The following is a 17210-nucleotide window of genomic DNA, read 5'->3' as shown; positions in this document are numbered from 1 at the left end:
GAGGCGGACGACCCGCGGGTCACGCTGCTCGGCGACGAGCCGCACCCGCCGTACAACCGGATCCTGCTGTCCGCGGTCCTGGAAGGGACGCACCACCCGCGTAGCCTCGAGCTGCCGGTCCGCGCCGACGTCCGCCTCGGCGCCCGCGTCGTCGAGATCCACCGGGCCGACCGGGAGGTCGAGCTCGCCGACCGGAGCCGGGTGCCGTACGACGTCCTCGTGCTCGCGACCGGCAGCATCCCGACGCTGCCGCCGATCCGGGGGCTGGTGCAGCTGGACGGGCGGCTCGACGAGCGGGTGCACGCGTTCCGCAGCCTCGCCGACTGCCTGCGCCTGGACGCCGCGGTCCCGGCCGCTCGGAGCGCGGTCGTCGTCGGCGGCGGGCTGCTCGGCCTCCAGGTCGCGCGGGCGCTCGCCGTCCGCGGCCTGGCCACCGAGGTCGTCGAGGGCGGCGACCACCTGCTGCGTGGCCAGGTGGATGCCAAGGCCGGCGCGATCCTGGCCCGCGACCTGAGGCGCCTCGGCACCGCCGTCTACACCGGGGCCCGGGCCACCCGGCTGACCGGCGCGGGACTCGTCCTCGACAACGGTTACACGCTCGACACCGACCTCGTCGTGCTCACCGCCGGCGGCCGCCCGTCGACGGCGCTCGCGCGGCGGGCCGGACTCGACGTCCGGCGCGGCGTCGTCGTCGATGCCCTGCTCCGCACCAGCGACCCTGCGATCCACGCGATCGGAGACTGCGCGCAGTTCGGCGACCAGGTCACCGGCTTCGTGCCGCCGGCCTGGGAGCAGGCCGCGCTGCTCGCCCGCCACCTCGACGGGGAGCCGGTCGAGTACGCCGGCGCCCGCACCGTCGCCCGGCTGCGGGCCACCGACCTCGACGTCGCCGTGCTCGGCGACCCCGAACGCGCCGACGGCCAGGTGGTCGAGGTCTCCAACCCGGTCACCGGCAGCCACCGCAAGCTCGTGGTCCGCGACGGCGTGATCGTCGGCGCCACGCTCGTCGGCGACCTGTCCCGGATCGGCCTGATCACCCAGCACTACGACCGCGGCACGGTGCTCGGCCCGCACGAGCCCGGCGACCTGCTCAGGAACGAGCGGGTCGCCCCGCCCGTCGCCCTGCCCGACGACGCGGAGGTCTGCACCTGCGCCGGCGTCAGCGCCGGCCGGGTCCGGGCCTGCGGCTCGCTCGACGAGGCCCGCGACACCACCCGCGCCACCACCGGCTGCGGCGGCTGCACCGCCGCCGTCCGCGAGCTCGTCATGGAAGGAGCCCCCGTATGAGCCCGCAGTTCCGCAAGAAGCTCGTGGTCGTCGGCCACGGCATGGTCGGCCACCGCTTCGTGCAGGCCGCTGTCGAGCGCGGCCTCACCGAGACCCACGACGTCGTGGTCGTGGGGGAGGAGCCGCGCCCGGCGTACGACCGGGTCGGCCTGACCTCGTTCTTCGACGTCGGCGCCGAGGCGCTCTCGTTGCTGCCCGAGGGGGAGTACGACGACCCCCGGGTCACGCTCCGGCTCGGGACCGCCGTCGAGGGCTTCGACCCCGAGACCCGCACGGTGCTGCTCGGCGATGGCGACGTGCTCGAGTACGACGAGCTGGTGCTCGCGACCGGTGCCGCGCCGTTCGTGCCGCCGGTGCCGGGGCACGAGCTGCCGGGCTGCTTCGTCTACCGCACCATCGAGGACCTGGAGGCGATCCGCGACGCCGCTGCCACCGCGAGCACGGGCGCCGTCGTCGGCGGAGGGCTGCTCGGGCTCGAGGCGGCCAACGCCCTGCGCCAGCTGGGCCTCGAGACCCACGTGGTCGAGATGGCGCCGCGGTTGATGGCGGTGCAGGTCGACGACGCCGGCGGCGCGACGCTGCGCCGGCACGTCGAGCAGCTCGGGCTCACGGTGCACACCGGTGCGCTGACCGAGCAGGTGCTGGGCGAGGAGCGGGTCTCCGGCCTGGCCCTGAAGGACGCCGACCCGGTCCGGGCCGACCTCGTGGTCTTCTCGGCCGGCATCCGTCCCCGCGACGGGCTGGCCCGCGACGCCGGGCTGGCGATCGCCGAGCGCGGCGGCGTCCTCGTCGACGAGCAGTGCCGCTCCTCCGACGACCACGTGTGGGCGATCGGCGAGTGCGCGGCGCCCGCGGGACGGATGTACGGGCTGGTCGCGCCCGGCTACGCGATGGCCGAGGTGGTCGTCGACGCGCTGCTCGGCGGCCCCGGCACGTTCGAGGGCGCCGACATGTCGACCAAGCTCAAGCTGCTCGGAGTCGACGTCGCCAGCTTCGGTGACGCGCACGCGACGACCGAGGGTGCGCTCGAGCTCGTCTACTCCGACGCGGTCGCCGGCGTGTACAAGAAGCTGGTGGTCAGCGAGGACGGCAGCCAGCTGCTGGGCGGCGTGCTCGTGGGCGACGCGTCGGCGTACGGCGTGCTCCGGCCGATGGCGGCCTCGGGCATCGCGCTGCCCGACAACCCGGAGGACCTGATCCTCCCGGCCGGGCGCGGAGTCGTGGACGTCGGGCTCCCGGACGAGGCGCAGGTCTGCTCCTGCAACGACGTCAGCAAGGGCGACATCGTCGCGGCGGCGGCCGAGGGTACGGCGACCCGGGCCGGGAGCACCTGCGGATCCTGCAAGGTGCAGACCCGGAAGATCATCGAGGACTACTACGCCAGCCAGGGCCAGGAGGTCGACCGCAGCCTCTGCGAGCACTTCGCGATGACCCGGCAGGAGCTGTTCGACGTGGTCGCCGTGCACGGCTACTCGACCTTCGACCAGGTCGTCGAGGGTCACGGCACCGGCCGCGGGTGCGACGTCTGCAAGCCGGCGGTCGCGTCGGTCCTGGCCAGCCTGCTCAACGGCCACGTGCTCGAGGGGCCGACCCGGACCCTGCAGGACACCAACGATGCCTACCTCGCGAACATCCAGCGCAACGGCACCTACTCCGTCGTCCCGCGCATCCCCGGTGGCGAGATCACGCCCGACAGGCTGATCGTGATCGGCGAGGTCGCCCGCGACTTCGGGCTCTACACCAAGATCACCGGCGGGCAGCGCATCGACCTGCTCGGCGCCCGGATCGAGCAGCTGCCGGCGATCTGGCGGCGGCTGGTCGACGCGGGCTTCGAGTCCGGGCACGCGTACGGCAAGTCGCTGCGCACCGTGAAGTCCTGCGTCGGTTCGACCTGGTGCCGGTACGGCGTGCAGGACTCCGTGCAGCTCGCGATCGACCTCGAGCTGCGCTACCGGGGCCTCCGCTCGCCGCACAAGCTCAAGGGCGGGGTCAGCGGGTGCGCCCGCGAGTGCGCGGAGGCGCGCGCCAAGGACTTCGGCGTGATCGCGACCGAGAAGGGCTGGAACCTCTACGTCGGCGGCAACGGCGGCGCGTCGCCGGCCCACGCCCGGCTGCTGGCCGGCGACCTCGACACCGAGACGCTGGTCCGCTACCTCGACCGGTTCCTCATGTACTACATCCGCACCGCCGATCGCCTGCAGCGGACGGCGCCGTGGATCGACTCGCTCGACGGCGGGCTGGACCGGGTCCGCGAGATCGTCGTCGACGACGTGCTGGGGCTCGGCTCGGAGCTCGAGGCGGCGATGGCACGGCACGTCGACGGCTACTTCGACGAGTGGAAGGCGACCATCGACGACCCCGAGAAGCTGGCCCGGTTCGTGTCGTTCGTCAACGCCCCCGACGTCCCCGATCCGACCATCAGCTTCCGCGAGGAGCGCGGGCAGATCGCCCCGGCGACCGTCGACCTCGGCGCCACCATCCCGGTCGGAGCGCCGACGTGACCCCGGTCTGCCGCCTCGACCAGATCGAGGTCGAGGGCGGCGTGGCCGCGCTCGTCGACGGCGTCGCGGTCGCAATCTTCCGGACACACGACGGAAACGTCTACGCGATGTCGAACTACGACCCTTGTTCCCAGGCATCGGTGCTGGCCCGCGGGATCGTCGGAGACCGCGGCGGTACGCCGTTCGTGGCCTCGCCGATGCACAAGCAGGCGTTCGACCTGCGCACCGGACAGTGCCTCGACGATGCGGCGGTCCGGGTCCCGACGTACGACGTACGGGTCGAGGACGGCCTCGTGCTCGTCGGTCCACCACTGGAGCCCTGATGACCGAAAGCCTTCCGCTGAGCGGGTTCCGCATCGGTGTGACCGCCGCGCGGAAGGCCGACGAGCAGGTCGGCCTGCTGGAGCGCCGGGGCGCGGCGGTCGAGTGGGCGCCGGCGCTGTCGCTGGACCCGAACCGGGTCGACGACGAGGAGCTCCGCGCGGCGACGACCGAGGTGCTGGGCACTCCGGTGGACCTGTTCCTCGCGACGACCGGGATCGGGATGAGGGCCTGGTTCGACGCCGCCGAGCGGTGGGGCCTGCTCCCGGACCTCCTGGCGACGCTCGGCTCGGCGGAGATCCTGGCCCGCGGCCCGAAGAGCGTGGGCGCGCTGCGCCGGCGCGGCCTGCGCGAGCTGTGGGCGCCGGAGTCGGAGTGCTTCGAGGACGTGCTGGAGCACCTGCGCGGCCGCGACCTCGAGGGCCGCCGGATCGTCGTCCAGGAGCACGGCCAGTCGCTGTCGATGGTCGCGCACGCGCTGCGCCGGCAGGGCGCCGACGTCACGACCGTCACGGTCTACCGGGTCGCGTCGGCCGACGACCCCGAGCCGATGTTCAAGCTCGTCGACCTGGTGGCGGACCGGGCGCTCGACGCCGTGACGTTCACGTCGGCGCCGGCCGTCGCCGCGCTGGTGGACGCCGCCGGCTCCACCGGTCGTCGCGACGAGCTGGTCTCGGCGTTCCAGGCCGACGTGGTCGCGTCGTGCGTCGGGCCGGTGACGGCCGCGGCGTTCGAGATGTGGGGCGTGCCGACGATCTACCCGGACCGGTCCCGGCTGGCCGCGATGGTCAAGCAGCTGGAGACCGAGCTGCCGTCCCGCCGGTCGGGGCTCGGCCTCGAGCTGGTGGGCGGGCACCAGCTGCTGCTGCACGGCGAGGACGTGCTGCTCGACGGGGTCGAGGTGCGGCTCTCGCCGGCGCCGGCCGCCGTGCTCCAGGCGCTGGTCGCCAACCCCGGCAACGTCGTCTCCCGGCGCGCGCTGCTCGCGATGCTGCCGTCGGGCACCGCGGGCTCGGAGCATGCCGTCGAGATGGCGGTCGCCCGGCTGCGGGCCGCGCTCGGCACCCGTGCCGTGCAGACCGTCGTCAAGCGCGGCTACCGGCTGGCGGTCGGATGAGGCTGGTCGCCGTCGCGCACGGCACCCGGTCGGCGCCCGGCAACGAGGTGGCCGCGGCCATCGCGACCGCCGCCGGTGCCCGGCTCGGCATGCCCGCGGTGGCGGCGTTCCTCGAGCTCGCGGAGCCGCTGTTCGCCGACCTGTCCGACGAGTCGTCGGTCGTGGTGCCGCTGCTGCTCTCGGCCGGCCACCACGTGCGGCACGACCTCGGCGGCGTCGCGCCGCTCGGCCCCGACCCGCTGCTGGCCGTCGCCCAGGTCGCGCGGCTGCTCGCGGTCGGTGCCGAGCCGGGCCGGCCCCTGGTGATGGTGGCCGCCGGCTCCCGGGACCCGGCGGCGCTGCGTGACCTGGACCGGGCCCGGGCCCTGCTCGCCGAGGCCTGGGGCGGGCCGGCTCGGCTGGCGACGCTCGGGGGCCTCGGTGCGCGGCCGGCCGACGTGGTGCGACCGGGCGACGCGGTGTCGCCGTACCTGCTGGCTCCGGGGCACTTCGCCGACCGCTGCCGGGCGAGCGGTGACCTGGTCGCCGACGTGATCGGCCCGCACCCGGCGGTCGTCGAGCTGGTCGTGCGCCGGGCCTCAGCCGCGGTCCAGCTCCAGCGTCTCGGGGGTGTGCAGCCGCACCAGGAACCGGCCGGCGCCGGGCGGCACGCGTGACGCGGTGAGCAGGGAGACCGCCACCATCGTGGCCAGCGCGAGCGGCACGGTCCACGCGGCCGGCTGCCCCATCAGGGTGTCCGCCCAGCCCTCCGGCTCGGAGGTGGCCAGCGTCCACGCGATCGCGACGGCGGAGCCGAGACCACCGGCCAGCAGGCCCGCGATCGCGCCGGCGGCGGTGAGCCGCCGCCACCAGATCCCGAGCAGCAGCAGCGGGCAGAACGTCGACGCCGCCATCGCGAACGCGAGCCCGACCGCCCGCGCGACGCCGAGGTTGGGCGCCGCGAGGGCGACGACGCACGGCACCGTGACCGCGAACACGGCGCCGACGCGGAAGGCCGCCACACCGCCGAGGCGGGAGCCGACCCGGCCGATGACGTCCTGGCCGACCACGCCGGCGACCGCGATCGACAGGCCCGACGAGGTGGAGAGGAACGCCGCGAACGCGCCCGCGGTGACCAGGCCGGTCAGCAGCTCGCCGAGCGGCCCGTCGACCATGATCCGCGGCAGCTCCAGCACCAGGGCGTCGGACCTCCCGCTCGCGGCCAGCTCGGGCGCGTAGACCCGCCCGAGGGCGCCGTACAACGGCGGCAGCAGGTAGAAGACGCCCAGCAGCGCGAGCACGACCAGGGTCGTGCGCCGGGCGGCGCGGCCGTCGGGGTTGGTGTAGTAGCGGACGACCACGTGGGGCAGGCCCATGGTGCCGAGGAACGTCGCCAGGATCAGCGAGTAGGTGACGTACAGGCCCTCGCCGCCGCCCGCGGCCAGCGGCACCGACCAGCTGTCGCCGCCGACCGCGCGCGGCGAGCCGTCGGCGCTCCACACCGCGAGCAGCACCATCGCGGGGAGCAGCAGCGCGGTCAGCTTCAGCCAGTACTGGAACGCCTGGACGAAGGTGATGCTGCGCATCCCGCCGGAGCTGACGTTGGCGAGGACCACCAGCCCGACGGTCACCGGGCCCACCCAGGACGGGGCGCCGAGCGTCGACCGCAGGGTGATGCCGGCGCCCTGGAACTGCGGCACCAGGTAGAGCCAGCCGATCGCCACCACCATCAGCGAGCAGACGGCCCGCGCCCCGCGCGAGCCGAGCCGCGCCTCGGCGAAGTCCGGCAGCGTGTAGGCGCCGGAGCGGCGCAGGGGAGCGGCGACCAGCACGAGCAGGACGAGGTAGCCCGCGGTCCAGCCGACCGGGTACCAGAGCATGTCGGCCCCGAAGGTCAGCACCAGCCCGGCGACGCCGAGGAACGACGCGGCCGAGAGGTACTCGCCCCCGATCGCGCTGGCGTTCAGCCGCGGGTGGACGCTGCGCGAGGCGACGAAGAAGTCGCTCGTGGTGCGGGAGAACCGCAGCCCCCAGGTGCCGATCAGCAGCGTCGCCAGGGTGACCAGCGTGACCGCGACGACCCCGGGGGCGGCATTCATCTCTCGACCTCGGACATCAGCTCGGCGAAGTCGCGCTCGTTGCGCTCGGCCCGGCGCACGTACGCCCAGCCGAGCGCCAGCAGCGTCGGGTAGACCAGCACGCCCAGCAGCCACCAGGGGAGCGGGACGCCGAGCAGGTGCACGCCGGCCAGCCCCGGCCAGAGGTGGAAGGCCAGCGGCAGGGCGCCGACGAGCAGCGTGAGCAGCGTGAGGACGCCGAGCGCGAGCCGCAGCTGCTCACGCAGCAGCGAGCCGAGGTACATGCCGCCGAGCCGGGTGCCGGCGTCGATGTCGGACGTGCGCGCGCCCGGCGTACGGCGGCGCGGCGGGCCGCTGACGCGGACCCGCTCCGGCGGGGAGCCGGCGTCGCTCACCCGCCGGTCCGGCTCTGCAGGAGCAGCTCGCGCAGCCCGCGGGTGTGCCGCCGGCTGACGACCAGCTCGACCGGCGGGCTGCCGACGACCACGGTGCAGCGGCCGCCGTCGCTGCGCACCTCCCGGACGTGCGCGAGCGAGACCAGCAGCGACCGGTGGATGCGCACGAACCCGGCGTCCGCCCACTCCTCCTCGAGCACGGTGAGCGGGGTGCGGACCAGGTGGGAGTCGCCCGGGGTGTGCAGGCGGGCGTAGTCGCCCTGCGCCTCGACGTGCGTGATGTCGGACCGGCTCACGAAGCGCGTCACGCCGCCGCGCTCGACCGCGACCTGGGTGTCGCGCGGCGGTGCCGGCTCGGTGCCGACCACCCGGCGCACCGCCTCGGCGAGCCGCTCCGCCCGCACCGGCTTGAGGACGTAGTCGACCGCGTGCACGTCGAACGCCTCGACCGCGTGCCGCTCGTGGGCCGTCACGAACACGATCTGCGGCGGGGTGCGGAACCGGGCCAGCACCTGGGCGAGCTCCAGCCCGGTCAGCCCGGGCATCTGGATGTCGAGGAACACGACGTCCACGTCCTCGTCCTGGAGGATCCGCAGGCCGGCGGTCGCGGAGTCGCTGGTGAGCACCTCGCCGACCCGCCCGTCCTGCTCGAGCAGGTAGCGGAGCTCGTCGAGCGCGGGCCGCTCGTCGTCGACGACCAGGGCGCGCAGCGGGCTCGTCCGGGTGGTCACGCGGGGTCCCCGGGGCGTTGTTCGGCGGAGGAGCGCAGCGGGGGAGCCGAAGAACGGCGTGGGGTGCTCACGCGTGCACCCCCGGGGCGAACTTCGGCACGCGCACGACCACCTTCGTCCCCGCGCCGCGGTTGGTCTCGACGACCAGGCCGTAGTCGTCGCCGAACGCGTTGCGCAGCCGGGCGTCGACGTTCCCGAGGCCGATCGAGTCGAGCTCGGCGTCCCCCGCGAGGGCACGCCGCACCACGTCGGGGTCCTCGCCCGCGCCGTCGTCCTCCACCTCGATCACGCACTCCTGCCCCTGGTCGCGCGCCACGATCCGGATGTGGCCGCCGCCCTCCGCGTCCTCGAGGCCGTGCCGGACGGCGTTCTCGACGAGCGGCTGGATGCAGAGGAAGGGTACGGCGACCGGCAGCACCTCGGGAGCGATCCGCAGCGTGACGCGCAGCCGGTCGCCGAAGCGCGCCTGCTCGAGCAGCAGGTACCGCTCGACCGAGCGCAGCTCCTCGGCGAGCGTCGTGTACTCGCCGTGCCGGCGGAACGAGTAGCGGGTGAAGTCGGCGAACTCGAGCAGCAGCTCGCGGGCCCGGTCCGGGTCGGTCCGCACGAAGCTGGCGATCGCGCCGAGCGAGTTGTAGATGAAGTGCGGGCTGATCTGCGCCCGCAGCGCCCGGACCTCGGCCTCCATCAGCCGGGTGCGGCTCGCGTCCAGCTCGGCGAGCTCGAGCTGCGCCCCGACCCACTGCGCGACCTCGTCGGTGGCGCGGGCGAGGCCGGCGGTGGCGTGCGGCGCGAACGCCTGCAGGGTGCCGACCACCCGCTCCTCGACGACCAGCGGGCTGACGATCGCGGTGCGGAGGTCGCACCCGGTCGCGTCGCACGGGAGGTCGTCGCGGTCGAACATCCGGGTGCTGCCGCGCTCGACGGTCAGCGCCGCGAGCTGGCCGCACTGCTCCTCGTGGTGCTGCCCGCCGCCGTGCCACGCCAGCGGCGCGGCCGTGTCGGTGAGCGCGAGCGCCGGCGTACCGAGGAGGTCGTGCAGGTGCCGGATGCTCCGCTCCGCGCTGTCGGCGGTCAGCCCGGCGCGCAGCGGGGGCGCGGCGAGCGAGGCGGTGTGCAGCGTGCGGAACGTGGCGCGGTCGGCCTCGGTGCCGAGGTGGCGACGGCGCCAGGGCCTCATCGGAAGTCGATGAGGAGCACGTCGGGGTCGGCGCCGTCGTCGGTCACCGGCTCGGCGGGCGCCGCCTCGGGCGCCGCCTCCCGCTCGACCAGGGCGGCGCGGAAGCAGGACGCGCGCAGCGGCAGCTGCATGCCGTCCATGCCGCGGCCGTACTCGTCGTAGAACGCGAGCACCTCGGCCAGCTTGGCGGCCCGGGCCTCCTCGTCGAGCACCGCCACGTTCGACCGGGACAGCACCAGGTCCTGGATCGACACCCGGTCGACGACCTGCCAGTGCCGGAACTCCTGGTCCTCGACGAACCCGAACAGCGGCGAGGTCACCAGCGGCTCGTCGGAGCGCAGCTGCTCCTGGGTGCCGATGATCCGGCCCAACCGCTTCACCCACGGGATCCGCTCGTCGCGCTCGTTCCACACCAGCGCGAGCCGGCCGCCGGGCTTGAGGACCCGCGCGATCTCCGGCAGCGCCCGGTCGTGGTCGAACCAGTGGAACGCCTGGGCGACCACCACGACGTCGTACGACGCGTCCGGGGCGGGGATCTCCTCGGCGGTCGCGACCGAGGTGCGGACGTCGGGCAGCTTCTCCCGCAGCCGCTCCATCATCTGCTCGTCCGGGTCGGTCGCGTGCACGTCGTGCCCGAGGTCGACCAGCACCTCGGTGAGCTTGCCGGTGCCGGCGCCGAGCTCCAGCACGGTCGTCGGCTGCACACCGACCAGCCACACCGCGGCCTCGCGGGGGTACGTCGGGCGGCCGCGGTCGTAGGCGTCGGCGACGCCGCCGAAGGAGCGGGAGGGATCGGTCATCAGGGTCACCGTACCCGCCGATACGGTGTGTACCCGTGAGCGCAGACCCGTTGTCCCACCTGGCCTCCCTCGAGGGTGTGCCGTCCGCGTACGCCGCCGCCCGGGACGGGATCGACGCGATGCTGCGCGATCGCGGCCTGCGGCGCACCTCGCCCGAGACGACCGCGGAGTCGCTGCTCCGGGGGGCGCACGCGAGCGCGGTGCTGGAGGGGTCGGCGTCGTCGCTCGCCGACGTGCGCGCTGGGTCCGGCGACGAGATCGCCGCCGACTCCGTGCGGGTCTCCACCGAGCTGCTCGCGCTGTCGCCGTCGCTGTCCCGCTCGCCCCTCCAGGCGCTGGCGCGGATCCACGCCCTCGCCGCGGCCGGCCTCCCGGCGGAGCAGCGGGGCCGGCCCCGCGACGGCGCGGCCGCCGACCGGCTGCGGGGGATCGGCGAGCTGCTGACCGCGCCCACGTCGGCCCCGGCGCTGCTGGTCGCCGCGGTCGTGCACGCCGAGCTCGCGACCGCCGCGCCGTTCGGCTCGCACAACGGGATCGTGGCCCGGGCCGCCGAGCGGCTGGTGCTGGTCGCGCGCGGCGTCGACGAGAAGTCGCTGGTCGTCCCGGAGGCCGGGCACCTGGCCCTGCGGGCGGCCTACGAGTCGAACCTGCGGGGGTACGCCGAGGGCGGGGCGGCCGGCGTGCACGCGTGGCTGCTGTACGCGGCCGAGGGCTACTCGGCGGGCGCCGAGGCGAGTCCGCTGCGGCGATCTGCCGAGTAGAGGCCGACTTTCGTCTCACCGGGTTTCGAGACGCGCCGTCGCGGCTTCGCAGGCTCAGCCGCGGGCGCTCCTCAACCTTCGCTCGAGCATGCGAACGGCACCCGGCGTTCGAGTCGTTGCTCCGGGTGCCGCCGCTGACACGTGAGACCGTGGGCTACCAGGCGTGCATCGTCAACTACTGCCCCGGGAATGTCCCGGTTCGGCAAGCGCCCTGTAGGAAGGGTAGATCGCCGCGTGGGTACCCGGCTCACGTGCTGCTTCTTCAGTTCTGACCCCTGTCTACGCCTCTTCGCCCCGACCTTCAAGGGGTTGACAGCCGCGACAGGTCTCTGCCTGTCGGTCGGTCCGGCAGGCCGACGTCCGGTGGTCCGACGGGGCCGGCCGGCGACCGGCCGGTGAGGTAGACCACCACGCGGTCGGCGTCGCCGCCGAGCACGTCGACGAGCGCGGCGTGGGCCGCGCGGAGGACCTCGGCGTACTCCCGCGCGTCGGCGACGTCGACCGTGCCGCTCAGCGCGCCGGAGGAGTACTGCAGGTGGTTGTAGGCGACCTGGCCGGGCGCGGTGCCGGTCGCGGCCGTCACCGCGGCGGTCACGGACTCCTCGGACGGGCGGCGGCGGAACGGCCTCACGGGAGCGGCCTCACGGGCGGTCACCTCGGCTGACGGGGACGTCGACGGCGGTCGCGCTGCCGCCGGGCCCGACGAGGAACGGCGCCAGCGTGGACTGGTACTCCCGGAGGATACGGCCGGCGTCGGTGTCGGCCGCGAGCGCGTCGCGGACCGACTGCGTGTACTCGACGTAGCTGTGGTTGATCGCCGGCTGCCAGAAGTGGCCGGGGCTGTCCAGCGTCACGACCGGGGCGTGGTCGGGGAAGAGGTCGCCGCCGGTGCGGATGCCGCCGAGGTCCAGGCGCGGCACCACGTCGAGCCCGTGCTGGACCTGGAGGACGCGCACCGAGGGGTCGAGGTCGAGGTGGTCGATCGGGGCGCCGTAGGTGAGCACGTTCGTGACCCCGTACCGCTCGACGAACGCGTGGTCCGAGGCGAGCGTCGCGGCGATGATCCCGCCCTGGCTGTGGCCGACCAGCAGCACCGGCGAGCCCGGCGGGATGTGCGCCTGCTGGATCGCGAGCTCGACGGACTGCGCCGCGGCGGTGGGGTTGCCGGCGACCAGGCCGAGGTTCGCGGTGAGGTCGCGGCCGGTGGCGCCGGCCGACGGGGTCCAGGTCTCGGTGCCGGGGATCGAGACGACGTACGCCGGCGTGCCGCCGTTGTCGACCCGGGTGATCCGGACGTCGCCGTGGCTCGTGGGGTCGCTGCCCACCTGGTAGGCGTCGGTCACGCCCTGCAGCAGCGACGGCAGGTCGCGGGGCGGGGTGACCGCCGGCTGGTACTGCGTCGCCCGGGTGGGGTCGGTCGGCACGGGGACCGGCGCGCCGGCGCGGCCGGCGCCCTCGTCGAACCAGTGCTCGTCCGCGCCGGTCACGCCGTTGACGACCGCGCCGGCGGCCGCACCGACGGTGCCGAGCGCGCTGGCGGCGAGCGCGGCGACCGACCAGTCCTGCTCGCCGGTGAGGACGTCGTCCAGCTTCTCGGCGAAGTCGGTGGCGTGCTGGCCGGTGTGCAGCAGGCCGGCGAAGAACGCGCCGAGGTGCCGGTCGAGCCAGCCGGCGAGCCCCGCCTGGGTGTCGAGCGCGACGGCCGCGGTGACCGCGGCCCCGGCGCCGGCCGTGCCGGTCCCCGAGGCGACGTCCTGCGCCTCGGCCTCGGCGACCAGCAGCACCGCGAGGGCGGCGAGGTGCTGCGCGGTCGCGTCCAGCGCCGGGCGCTCCTGCTCGAGCCAGCTGTTCCGGACCCGCTCGGCGTCGCTGCCGCTCCACTCGAAGGCCATCAGCACCGCGTCGATGCGCCGCGCCAGCTCGGCGATCTCCTCCGACCCCGCGCGCACCTGCTCGCCCGCCTGCCGGCCGGCGGCGGTGTCCATGCCGAGCGTGACGGTCACGAGGCGGCCCGCCGGACGAGCGTCTCCAACGCGCCGGTGACGTCCCAGACGAGGAGCTCGGCGAGCTCACCGGCGCGGGCCCGGCGGACGTCTCCGGGGGCGGCCGCCCAGAGCCCGTCGTCGGTCGCGAACCAGGTCCGGACGACCGGCTCGGCGCCCTCCACGACGACCGCGACCGCGACCATCGCCTCGCAGCGGTCCGCCCAGTCCGGTCCCGGCACGCCCGCGGGTCGCGGCTCCCGGTGCGGCGGGGGATCGGCGGTCAGCCGGTCGAGCGGCGGCAGCCGGTCGCGCACGACCGGCCACAGCCGCTCGGTGTCGAACGGGGTCGCGCGGCCGTCCTCGTGCAGGACCGCGCGGCTGCCGGTGATCGCGACGTCGAGGCGGCGGCTGGCGCCGGCGTACGACGTGGCGATGCGGACCGCGACCGTGTGCTCCATGGCGCGACGCTAGGCCGCGGCACGGCCGTGCGGCAGGTGGAAGGTTCCGCTCTGTCAGGCCCCCGGCCGGCGGCGCCGCGCGTTGGCCCACAGCACGCCGCCGACCGCGACCATGCCGCCGACGGCGAGCGCGGCCAGCGTCGGGCTCGGCAGCGGCACCCGCGAGCGCAGCTCGACCGGCTTGGTGAACACCAGCACCGGCCAGCCCTTCTCGGCCGCGATCCGGCGCAGCTCCTTGTCGGGGTTGACCGCGTGCGCGTGGCCGACGACCTCGAGCATGGGTACGTCGGTCACGGAGTCGCTGTAGGCGTAGCTGGCCTCGAGGTCGTAGTCCATCCGCGCGGCGAGCTCCTCGATCGCGCGCGCCTTCTCCTCGGCGTAGGCGTAGTACTCGATGTCGCCCGTGTACCTGCCGTCGGCGATCTTCATCCGGGTGGCGACGACGTGGTCGGCGCCGAGCATCGCGGCGATCGGTTCGACCACCTCGGCGCCGGAGGCGGAGACGATCACGACGTCGCGCCCGGCGAGGTGGTGCTCCTCGATCAGCGACACGGCCTCGTCGTACACCAGCGGGTCGACGACGTTGTGCAGGGTGTCGGCGACGATCTCGCGCACGGTGGCGACGTCCCACCCGGCGCACAGCTGCGACATGAACTGCCGCATCTTTTCCATCTGGTCGTGGTCCGCCCCGCCGACCAGGTAGACGAACTGGGCGTACGCCGAGCGGAGCACCGCGCGGCGGGAGATCAGGCCGCCCGCCTGGAACGGGCGGCTGAACGCGAGCGTGCTCGACTTCGCGATGACCGTCTTGTCGAGGTCGAAGAAGGCCGCGGTCGGGCGGGACATGCCTCAACCTTAGGCGCTGGCGGCCCACGTTCTGTCCACAGCCGCCGTGTCGAACACCCTTGTCCACAAGGGCTCTCGGCCCCGGTCGTCGGGGCGGCCGACCACGCAGCGCGAAGGTGTCCCTCTGGCGTGTGAGGATGGCGACGTGAAGATCCAAGGTCGCTACGAGCCATCGGTGGGCGTCTGGTATGCGATCACGGGCGTCTGCCTCTTCAGTGTCGGCGGCCTGATGCTGCTGCACAGCGACGGAACCGGGGAGGCCCTCGCTGCCGGCGGCCTCGCGGCCACTGCTGCTGGCTGCTATCTCGTCGTGACCGGCGCTATCGCCCGCGGGATGCAGATCGCCCGGTTGGGTGCACGTGGCAGTGATGAGTCGGCCGCACACCTCGATGAGGGCGGACCCGGCCGACAGTAGTGGCCGGGGGTCGGGCGGGGCAGGCCTCGACCTCAGGTGCTGGCGGCCCACGTTCTGTCCACAACCGCCGTGTCGAACACCCTTGTCCACAAGGGCTCTCGGACCCAGTCGTCGTCGTGGGCGGCCGCGGGAAGCATCGACGACATGACCGCTCCCCTCATCGTGACCCGCGACCAGGCCCTCCTCGACGAGCTGCTCCGCCTGGCGGCGGCGGCCGGCGCCCAGCCCGACGTCGCGGCCGACGGCGGCGCCGCGCTGCGCGGCTGGGCGGGTGCACCGCTCGTCCTGGTCGGCGCCGACGTGGCCGAGGACCTGGCCCGCATCTCGCCCGCGCGCCGGCCGGGCGTGTACGTCGTCGCGTGGGGCGTCGTGGCCGACGAGATGTTCCGCATTGCGCTGGCGGTCGGCGCGGAGAGCGTGGCGCAGCTGCCCCGGTCGGAGGCGTGGCTGACCGAGCTGCTGACCGACCTGGGCGACGGGGCCGGGCCGGCGGCCGAGGCGCTGACCGTCGGGGTGACCGGCGGCAGCGGGGGCGCCGGGGCCACGACGTTCGCGGCGGCGCTCGGCCAGGTCGGTGCCCGCCGCGGCCGGGCCGTGGTCGTGGACGCCGACCCCCTCGGCCCGGGCGTGGACCGGGTGCTCGGGCTCGAGGACCGCGACGGCGTCCGGTGGGACGGTCTCTGCGACACCACCGGCCGGCTCAGCGCACGGGCGCTGCGCGAGGCGCTGCCCCGGCGGGAGGACCTGGGGGCGCTCAGCTGGCGGGCCGGCCCGCCCGGCACCCTCCAGGCGTTCGCGGCGCGCGAGGTGCTGTCCGCCGCCCGGCGCGGCCACGACCTCGTCGTGGTCGACCTCCCGCGCACGCCCGACCCGCTGCTCGACGAGATCGCCGCGCGCTGCGACCGGCTGCTGGTGGTCGTCGTGCCGACGGTCGCCGGGGTGGCCTCGGCGGTCCGCACCTGCGCGCGGCACCGCGACCCGACCACGGTGCGCCTGGTCCTGCGCGGCCGGGGCATCGAGCCGCAGCAGGTCGCCCGCGCCACCGGCGTCCCCGTGCTCGCGACGATGCCGGACCAGCGCGGCCTCGCGGAGGCGATCGACCTCGGGCTGGGGCCGGTCCGCTCCCGGCGCAGCGCGCTCGGCCGGGCGGCCGGCGAGGTGCTCGACCAGCTGTTCCTGATGCGGGCCGCGGCATGACCACCCTGGGCGCGCTTCCGACCGACGACCTGGAGGCGGTCCGCGACCGGCTCGCCCGCAGCCCCGGCGAGCTCACGCCGCACCGGGTCGCCGAGGCGCTCCGGGAGAGCGGCCGGCCGGTCGGCGACGCCGCGGTGCTGGCCGTGTACGAGACGCTGCGCCGCGACGTCGTCGGCGCGGGTCCGCTCGAGCCGCTGCTGCGCCTGCCGGACGTCACCGACGTCCTCGTGAACGGGCCCGACCACGTCTACCTCGACCGCGGCGCGGGCCTGGAGGAGACCGCCGTCCGGTTCCCCGACGAGGCCGCCGTGCGCCGGCTCGCCCAGCGGCTGGCCGCCCTCGGCGGGCGGCGGCTCGACGACGCGACGCCGTACGCCGACCTGCGCCTGCCGGACGGCACCCGCTTCCACGCGGTGCTGGCGCCGCTGGCCCGGCCCGGCACGCTGGTGTCGCTGCGGGTCCCGCGGTCGCGCACGTTCACGGTCGACGAGCTGGTCGACGCCGGGACCCTCACGCCCGACACCGCCCGGCTGCTGCTCGCGATCGTCGACGCCCGGTTGGCGTTCCTCGTCAGCGGCGGCACCGGCTCCGGCAAGACCACGCTGCTCGCGGCGCTGCTCTCCCGGGTCGCGCCCGAGGAGCGGGTCGTCGTGGTCGAGGACGCCAGCGAGCTGCGGCCCGAGCACCCGCACCTGGTCGCCCTCGAGGGCCGCCCGCCCAACATCGAGGGCGCGGGGGCGGTGGAGGTCCGCACGCTGGTGCGCCAGGCGCTCCGGATGCGCCCCGACCGGCTGGTCGTCGGCGAGGTCCGCGGCGGCGAGGTCGTCGACCTGCTCGCCGCCCTCAACACCGGGCACGAGGGCGGCTGCGGCACCCTGCACGCGAACTCCGCCCTCGACGTCCCGGCCCGCGTCGAGGCCCTGGCGCTGGCGGCCGGTCTCGGCCGCGAGGCCGCCCACAGCCAGCTCGCCTCCGCCGTCCACGTCGTGCTGCACCTCGCGCGCGGTGCGGACGGCGTGCGCAGGCTCCGTCAGGTCGCCGTCCCCGATCGGCGGCCTGACGGCCTGGTCGCGATGGTGCCCGCGCTGGACATCGACGAGCGGGGGGTCGCCGCGCCCGGTCCGGGCGCGCCGGTCCTCGCCGCCCGGGTCGACCGGTG

General features: G+C 75.2%; 18 protein-coding genes. 9 read left to right on the top strand and 9 right to left on the bottom strand.

The features are described from left to right. From ABD086_RS06485 to ABD086_RS06465, 5 genes are all read left to right on the top strand, one after another. Window positions 1-1287 (top strand): FAD-dependent oxidoreductase (locus ABD086_RS06485; protein WP_343906664.1); only part of this gene is annotated, 1287 nt, incomplete at its 5' end. Then, complete coding sequence (gene nirB, locus ABD086_RS06480) at window positions 1284-3788, top strand: nitrite reductase large subunit NirB (protein WP_343906663.1); 2505 nt, start codon at window positions 1284-1286, stop codon at window positions 3786-3788. The genes ABD086_RS06485 and nirB, both read left to right, overlap by 4 nt. Further along, window positions 3785-4111 carry a nitrite reductase small subunit NirD gene (nirD, locus tag ABD086_RS06475; protein WP_343906662.1) on the top strand — a complete coding sequence of 109 codons (327 nt, stop codon included), beginning with the start codon at window positions 3785-3787 and terminating at the stop codon, window positions 4109-4111. Before nirB ends, nirD begins: the two co-directional genes overlap by 4 nt. Continuing rightward, complete coding sequence (locus ABD086_RS06470; RefSeq protein ID WP_343906661.1) at window positions 4111-5226, top strand: uroporphyrinogen-III synthase; 1116 nt, start codon at window positions 4111-4113, stop codon at window positions 5224-5226. The genes nirD and ABD086_RS06470 overlap by 1 nt, the downstream gene beginning before the upstream one ends. Beyond that, a complete protein-coding gene (locus ABD086_RS06465; protein ID WP_343906660.1) occupies window positions 5223-5882 on the top strand; it encodes a sirohydrochlorin chelatase in 660 nt (219 codons plus the stop codon). The genes ABD086_RS06470 and ABD086_RS06465 overlap by 4 nt, the downstream gene beginning before the upstream one ends. Here ABD086_RS06465 and ABD086_RS06460 read toward each other — a convergent pair. From ABD086_RS06460 to ABD086_RS06440, 5 genes are all read right to left on the bottom strand, one after another. Next, window positions 5805-7304 carry a sodium/solute symporter gene (locus tag ABD086_RS06460; RefSeq protein ID WP_343906659.1) on the bottom strand — a complete coding sequence of 500 codons (1500 nt, stop codon included), beginning with the start codon at window positions 7302-7304 and terminating at the stop codon, window positions 5805-5807. The two genes, ABD086_RS06465 and ABD086_RS06460, sit on opposite strands and share 78 nt — an antisense overlap. Continuing rightward, the gene (locus ABD086_RS06455; protein WP_343906658.1) at window positions 7301-7678 is read right to left on the bottom strand and encodes a DUF485 domain-containing protein; all 378 of its coding nucleotides are present in this window, start codon (window positions 7676-7678) and stop codon (window positions 7301-7303) included. Before ABD086_RS06455 ends, ABD086_RS06460 begins: the two co-directional genes overlap by 4 nt. Continuing rightward, window positions 7675-8409: a LytR/AlgR family response regulator transcription factor gene (locus ABD086_RS06450; protein ID WP_343906657.1), complete on the bottom strand. Its 735-nt coding sequence runs from the start codon at window positions 8407-8409 to the stop codon at window positions 7675-7677. The genes ABD086_RS06455 and ABD086_RS06450 overlap by 4 nt, the downstream gene beginning before the upstream one ends. Before the next feature lie 67 nt (window positions 8410-8476). Further along, window positions 8477-9589, bottom strand: a complete 1113-nt coding sequence (locus ABD086_RS06445) for a sensor histidine kinase (protein WP_343906656.1) — start codon at window positions 9587-9589, stop codon at window positions 8477-8479. Beyond that, entirely contained in the window at window positions 9586-10389 is an 804-nt protein-coding gene (locus ABD086_RS06440; protein WP_343906655.1) for a class I SAM-dependent methyltransferase, read from the bottom strand. Before ABD086_RS06440 ends, ABD086_RS06445 begins: the two co-directional genes overlap by 4 nt. A gap of 35 nt (window positions 10390-10424) precedes the next feature. Between ABD086_RS06440 and ABD086_RS06435 the strand changes: the two genes are divergently transcribed. Beyond that, window positions 10425-11150 (top strand): Fic family protein, encoded by a 726-nt coding sequence (locus ABD086_RS06435; RefSeq protein ID WP_343906654.1) that lies wholly within the window; start codon window positions 10425-10427, stop codon window positions 11148-11150. Window positions 11151-11451: 301 nt separating this feature from the next. Here the strand turns inward: ABD086_RS06435 and ABD086_RS06430 are convergent, their stop codons facing one another. The 4 genes from ABD086_RS06430 to ABD086_RS06415 are packed head-to-tail and all read right to left on the bottom strand — an operon-like array spanning window position 11452 to window position 14439. Next, entirely contained in the window at window positions 11452-11781 is a 330-nt protein-coding gene (locus ABD086_RS06430; RefSeq protein ID WP_343906653.1) for a hypothetical protein, read from the bottom strand. A 10-nt stretch (window positions 11782-11791) separates the two neighbouring features. Then, window positions 11792-13153, bottom strand: a complete 1362-nt coding sequence (locus ABD086_RS06425) for an alpha/beta hydrolase family protein (RefSeq protein ID WP_343906652.1) — start codon at window positions 13151-13153, stop codon at window positions 11792-11794. Next, window positions 13150-13593 (bottom strand): hypothetical protein, encoded by a 444-nt coding sequence (locus ABD086_RS06420; protein ID WP_343906651.1) that lies wholly within the window; start codon window positions 13591-13593, stop codon window positions 13150-13152. Before ABD086_RS06420 ends, ABD086_RS06425 begins: the two co-directional genes overlap by 4 nt. 54 nt (window positions 13594-13647) lie before the next feature. Beyond that, window positions 13648-14439 (bottom strand): HAD family hydrolase, encoded by a 792-nt coding sequence (locus tag ABD086_RS06415; RefSeq protein WP_343906650.1) that lies wholly within the window; start codon window positions 14437-14439, stop codon window positions 13648-13650. Between the two features lie 145 nt (window positions 14440-14584). Between ABD086_RS06415 and ABD086_RS06410 the strand changes: the two genes are divergently transcribed. From ABD086_RS06410 to ABD086_RS06400, 3 genes are all read left to right on the top strand, one after another. Next, window positions 14585-14854 carry a hypothetical protein gene (locus ABD086_RS06410; protein WP_343906649.1) on the top strand — a complete coding sequence of 90 codons (270 nt, stop codon included), beginning with the start codon at window positions 14585-14587 and terminating at the stop codon, window positions 14852-14854. A gap of 144 nt (window positions 14855-14998) precedes the next feature. Then, window positions 14999-16051, top strand: a complete 1053-nt coding sequence (gene ssd, locus ABD086_RS06405) for a septum site-determining protein Ssd (protein ID WP_343906648.1) — start codon at window positions 14999-15001, stop codon at window positions 16049-16051. Continuing rightward, a partial coding sequence (locus tag ABD086_RS06400; protein ID WP_343906647.1) for a TadA family conjugal transfer-associated ATPase occupies window positions 16048-17210 on the top strand: 1163 nt, incomplete at its 3' end. The genes ssd and ABD086_RS06400, both read left to right, overlap by 4 nt.

This window comes from Nocardioides aquiterrae, assembly GCF_039526625.1.
In the GTDB taxonomy this organism is placed as follows: Bacteria; Actinomycetota; Actinomycetes; order Propionibacteriales; family Nocardioidaceae; genus Nocardioides; species Nocardioides aquiterrae.
This window is presented reverse-complemented; position numbering and strand designations above follow the sequence as displayed.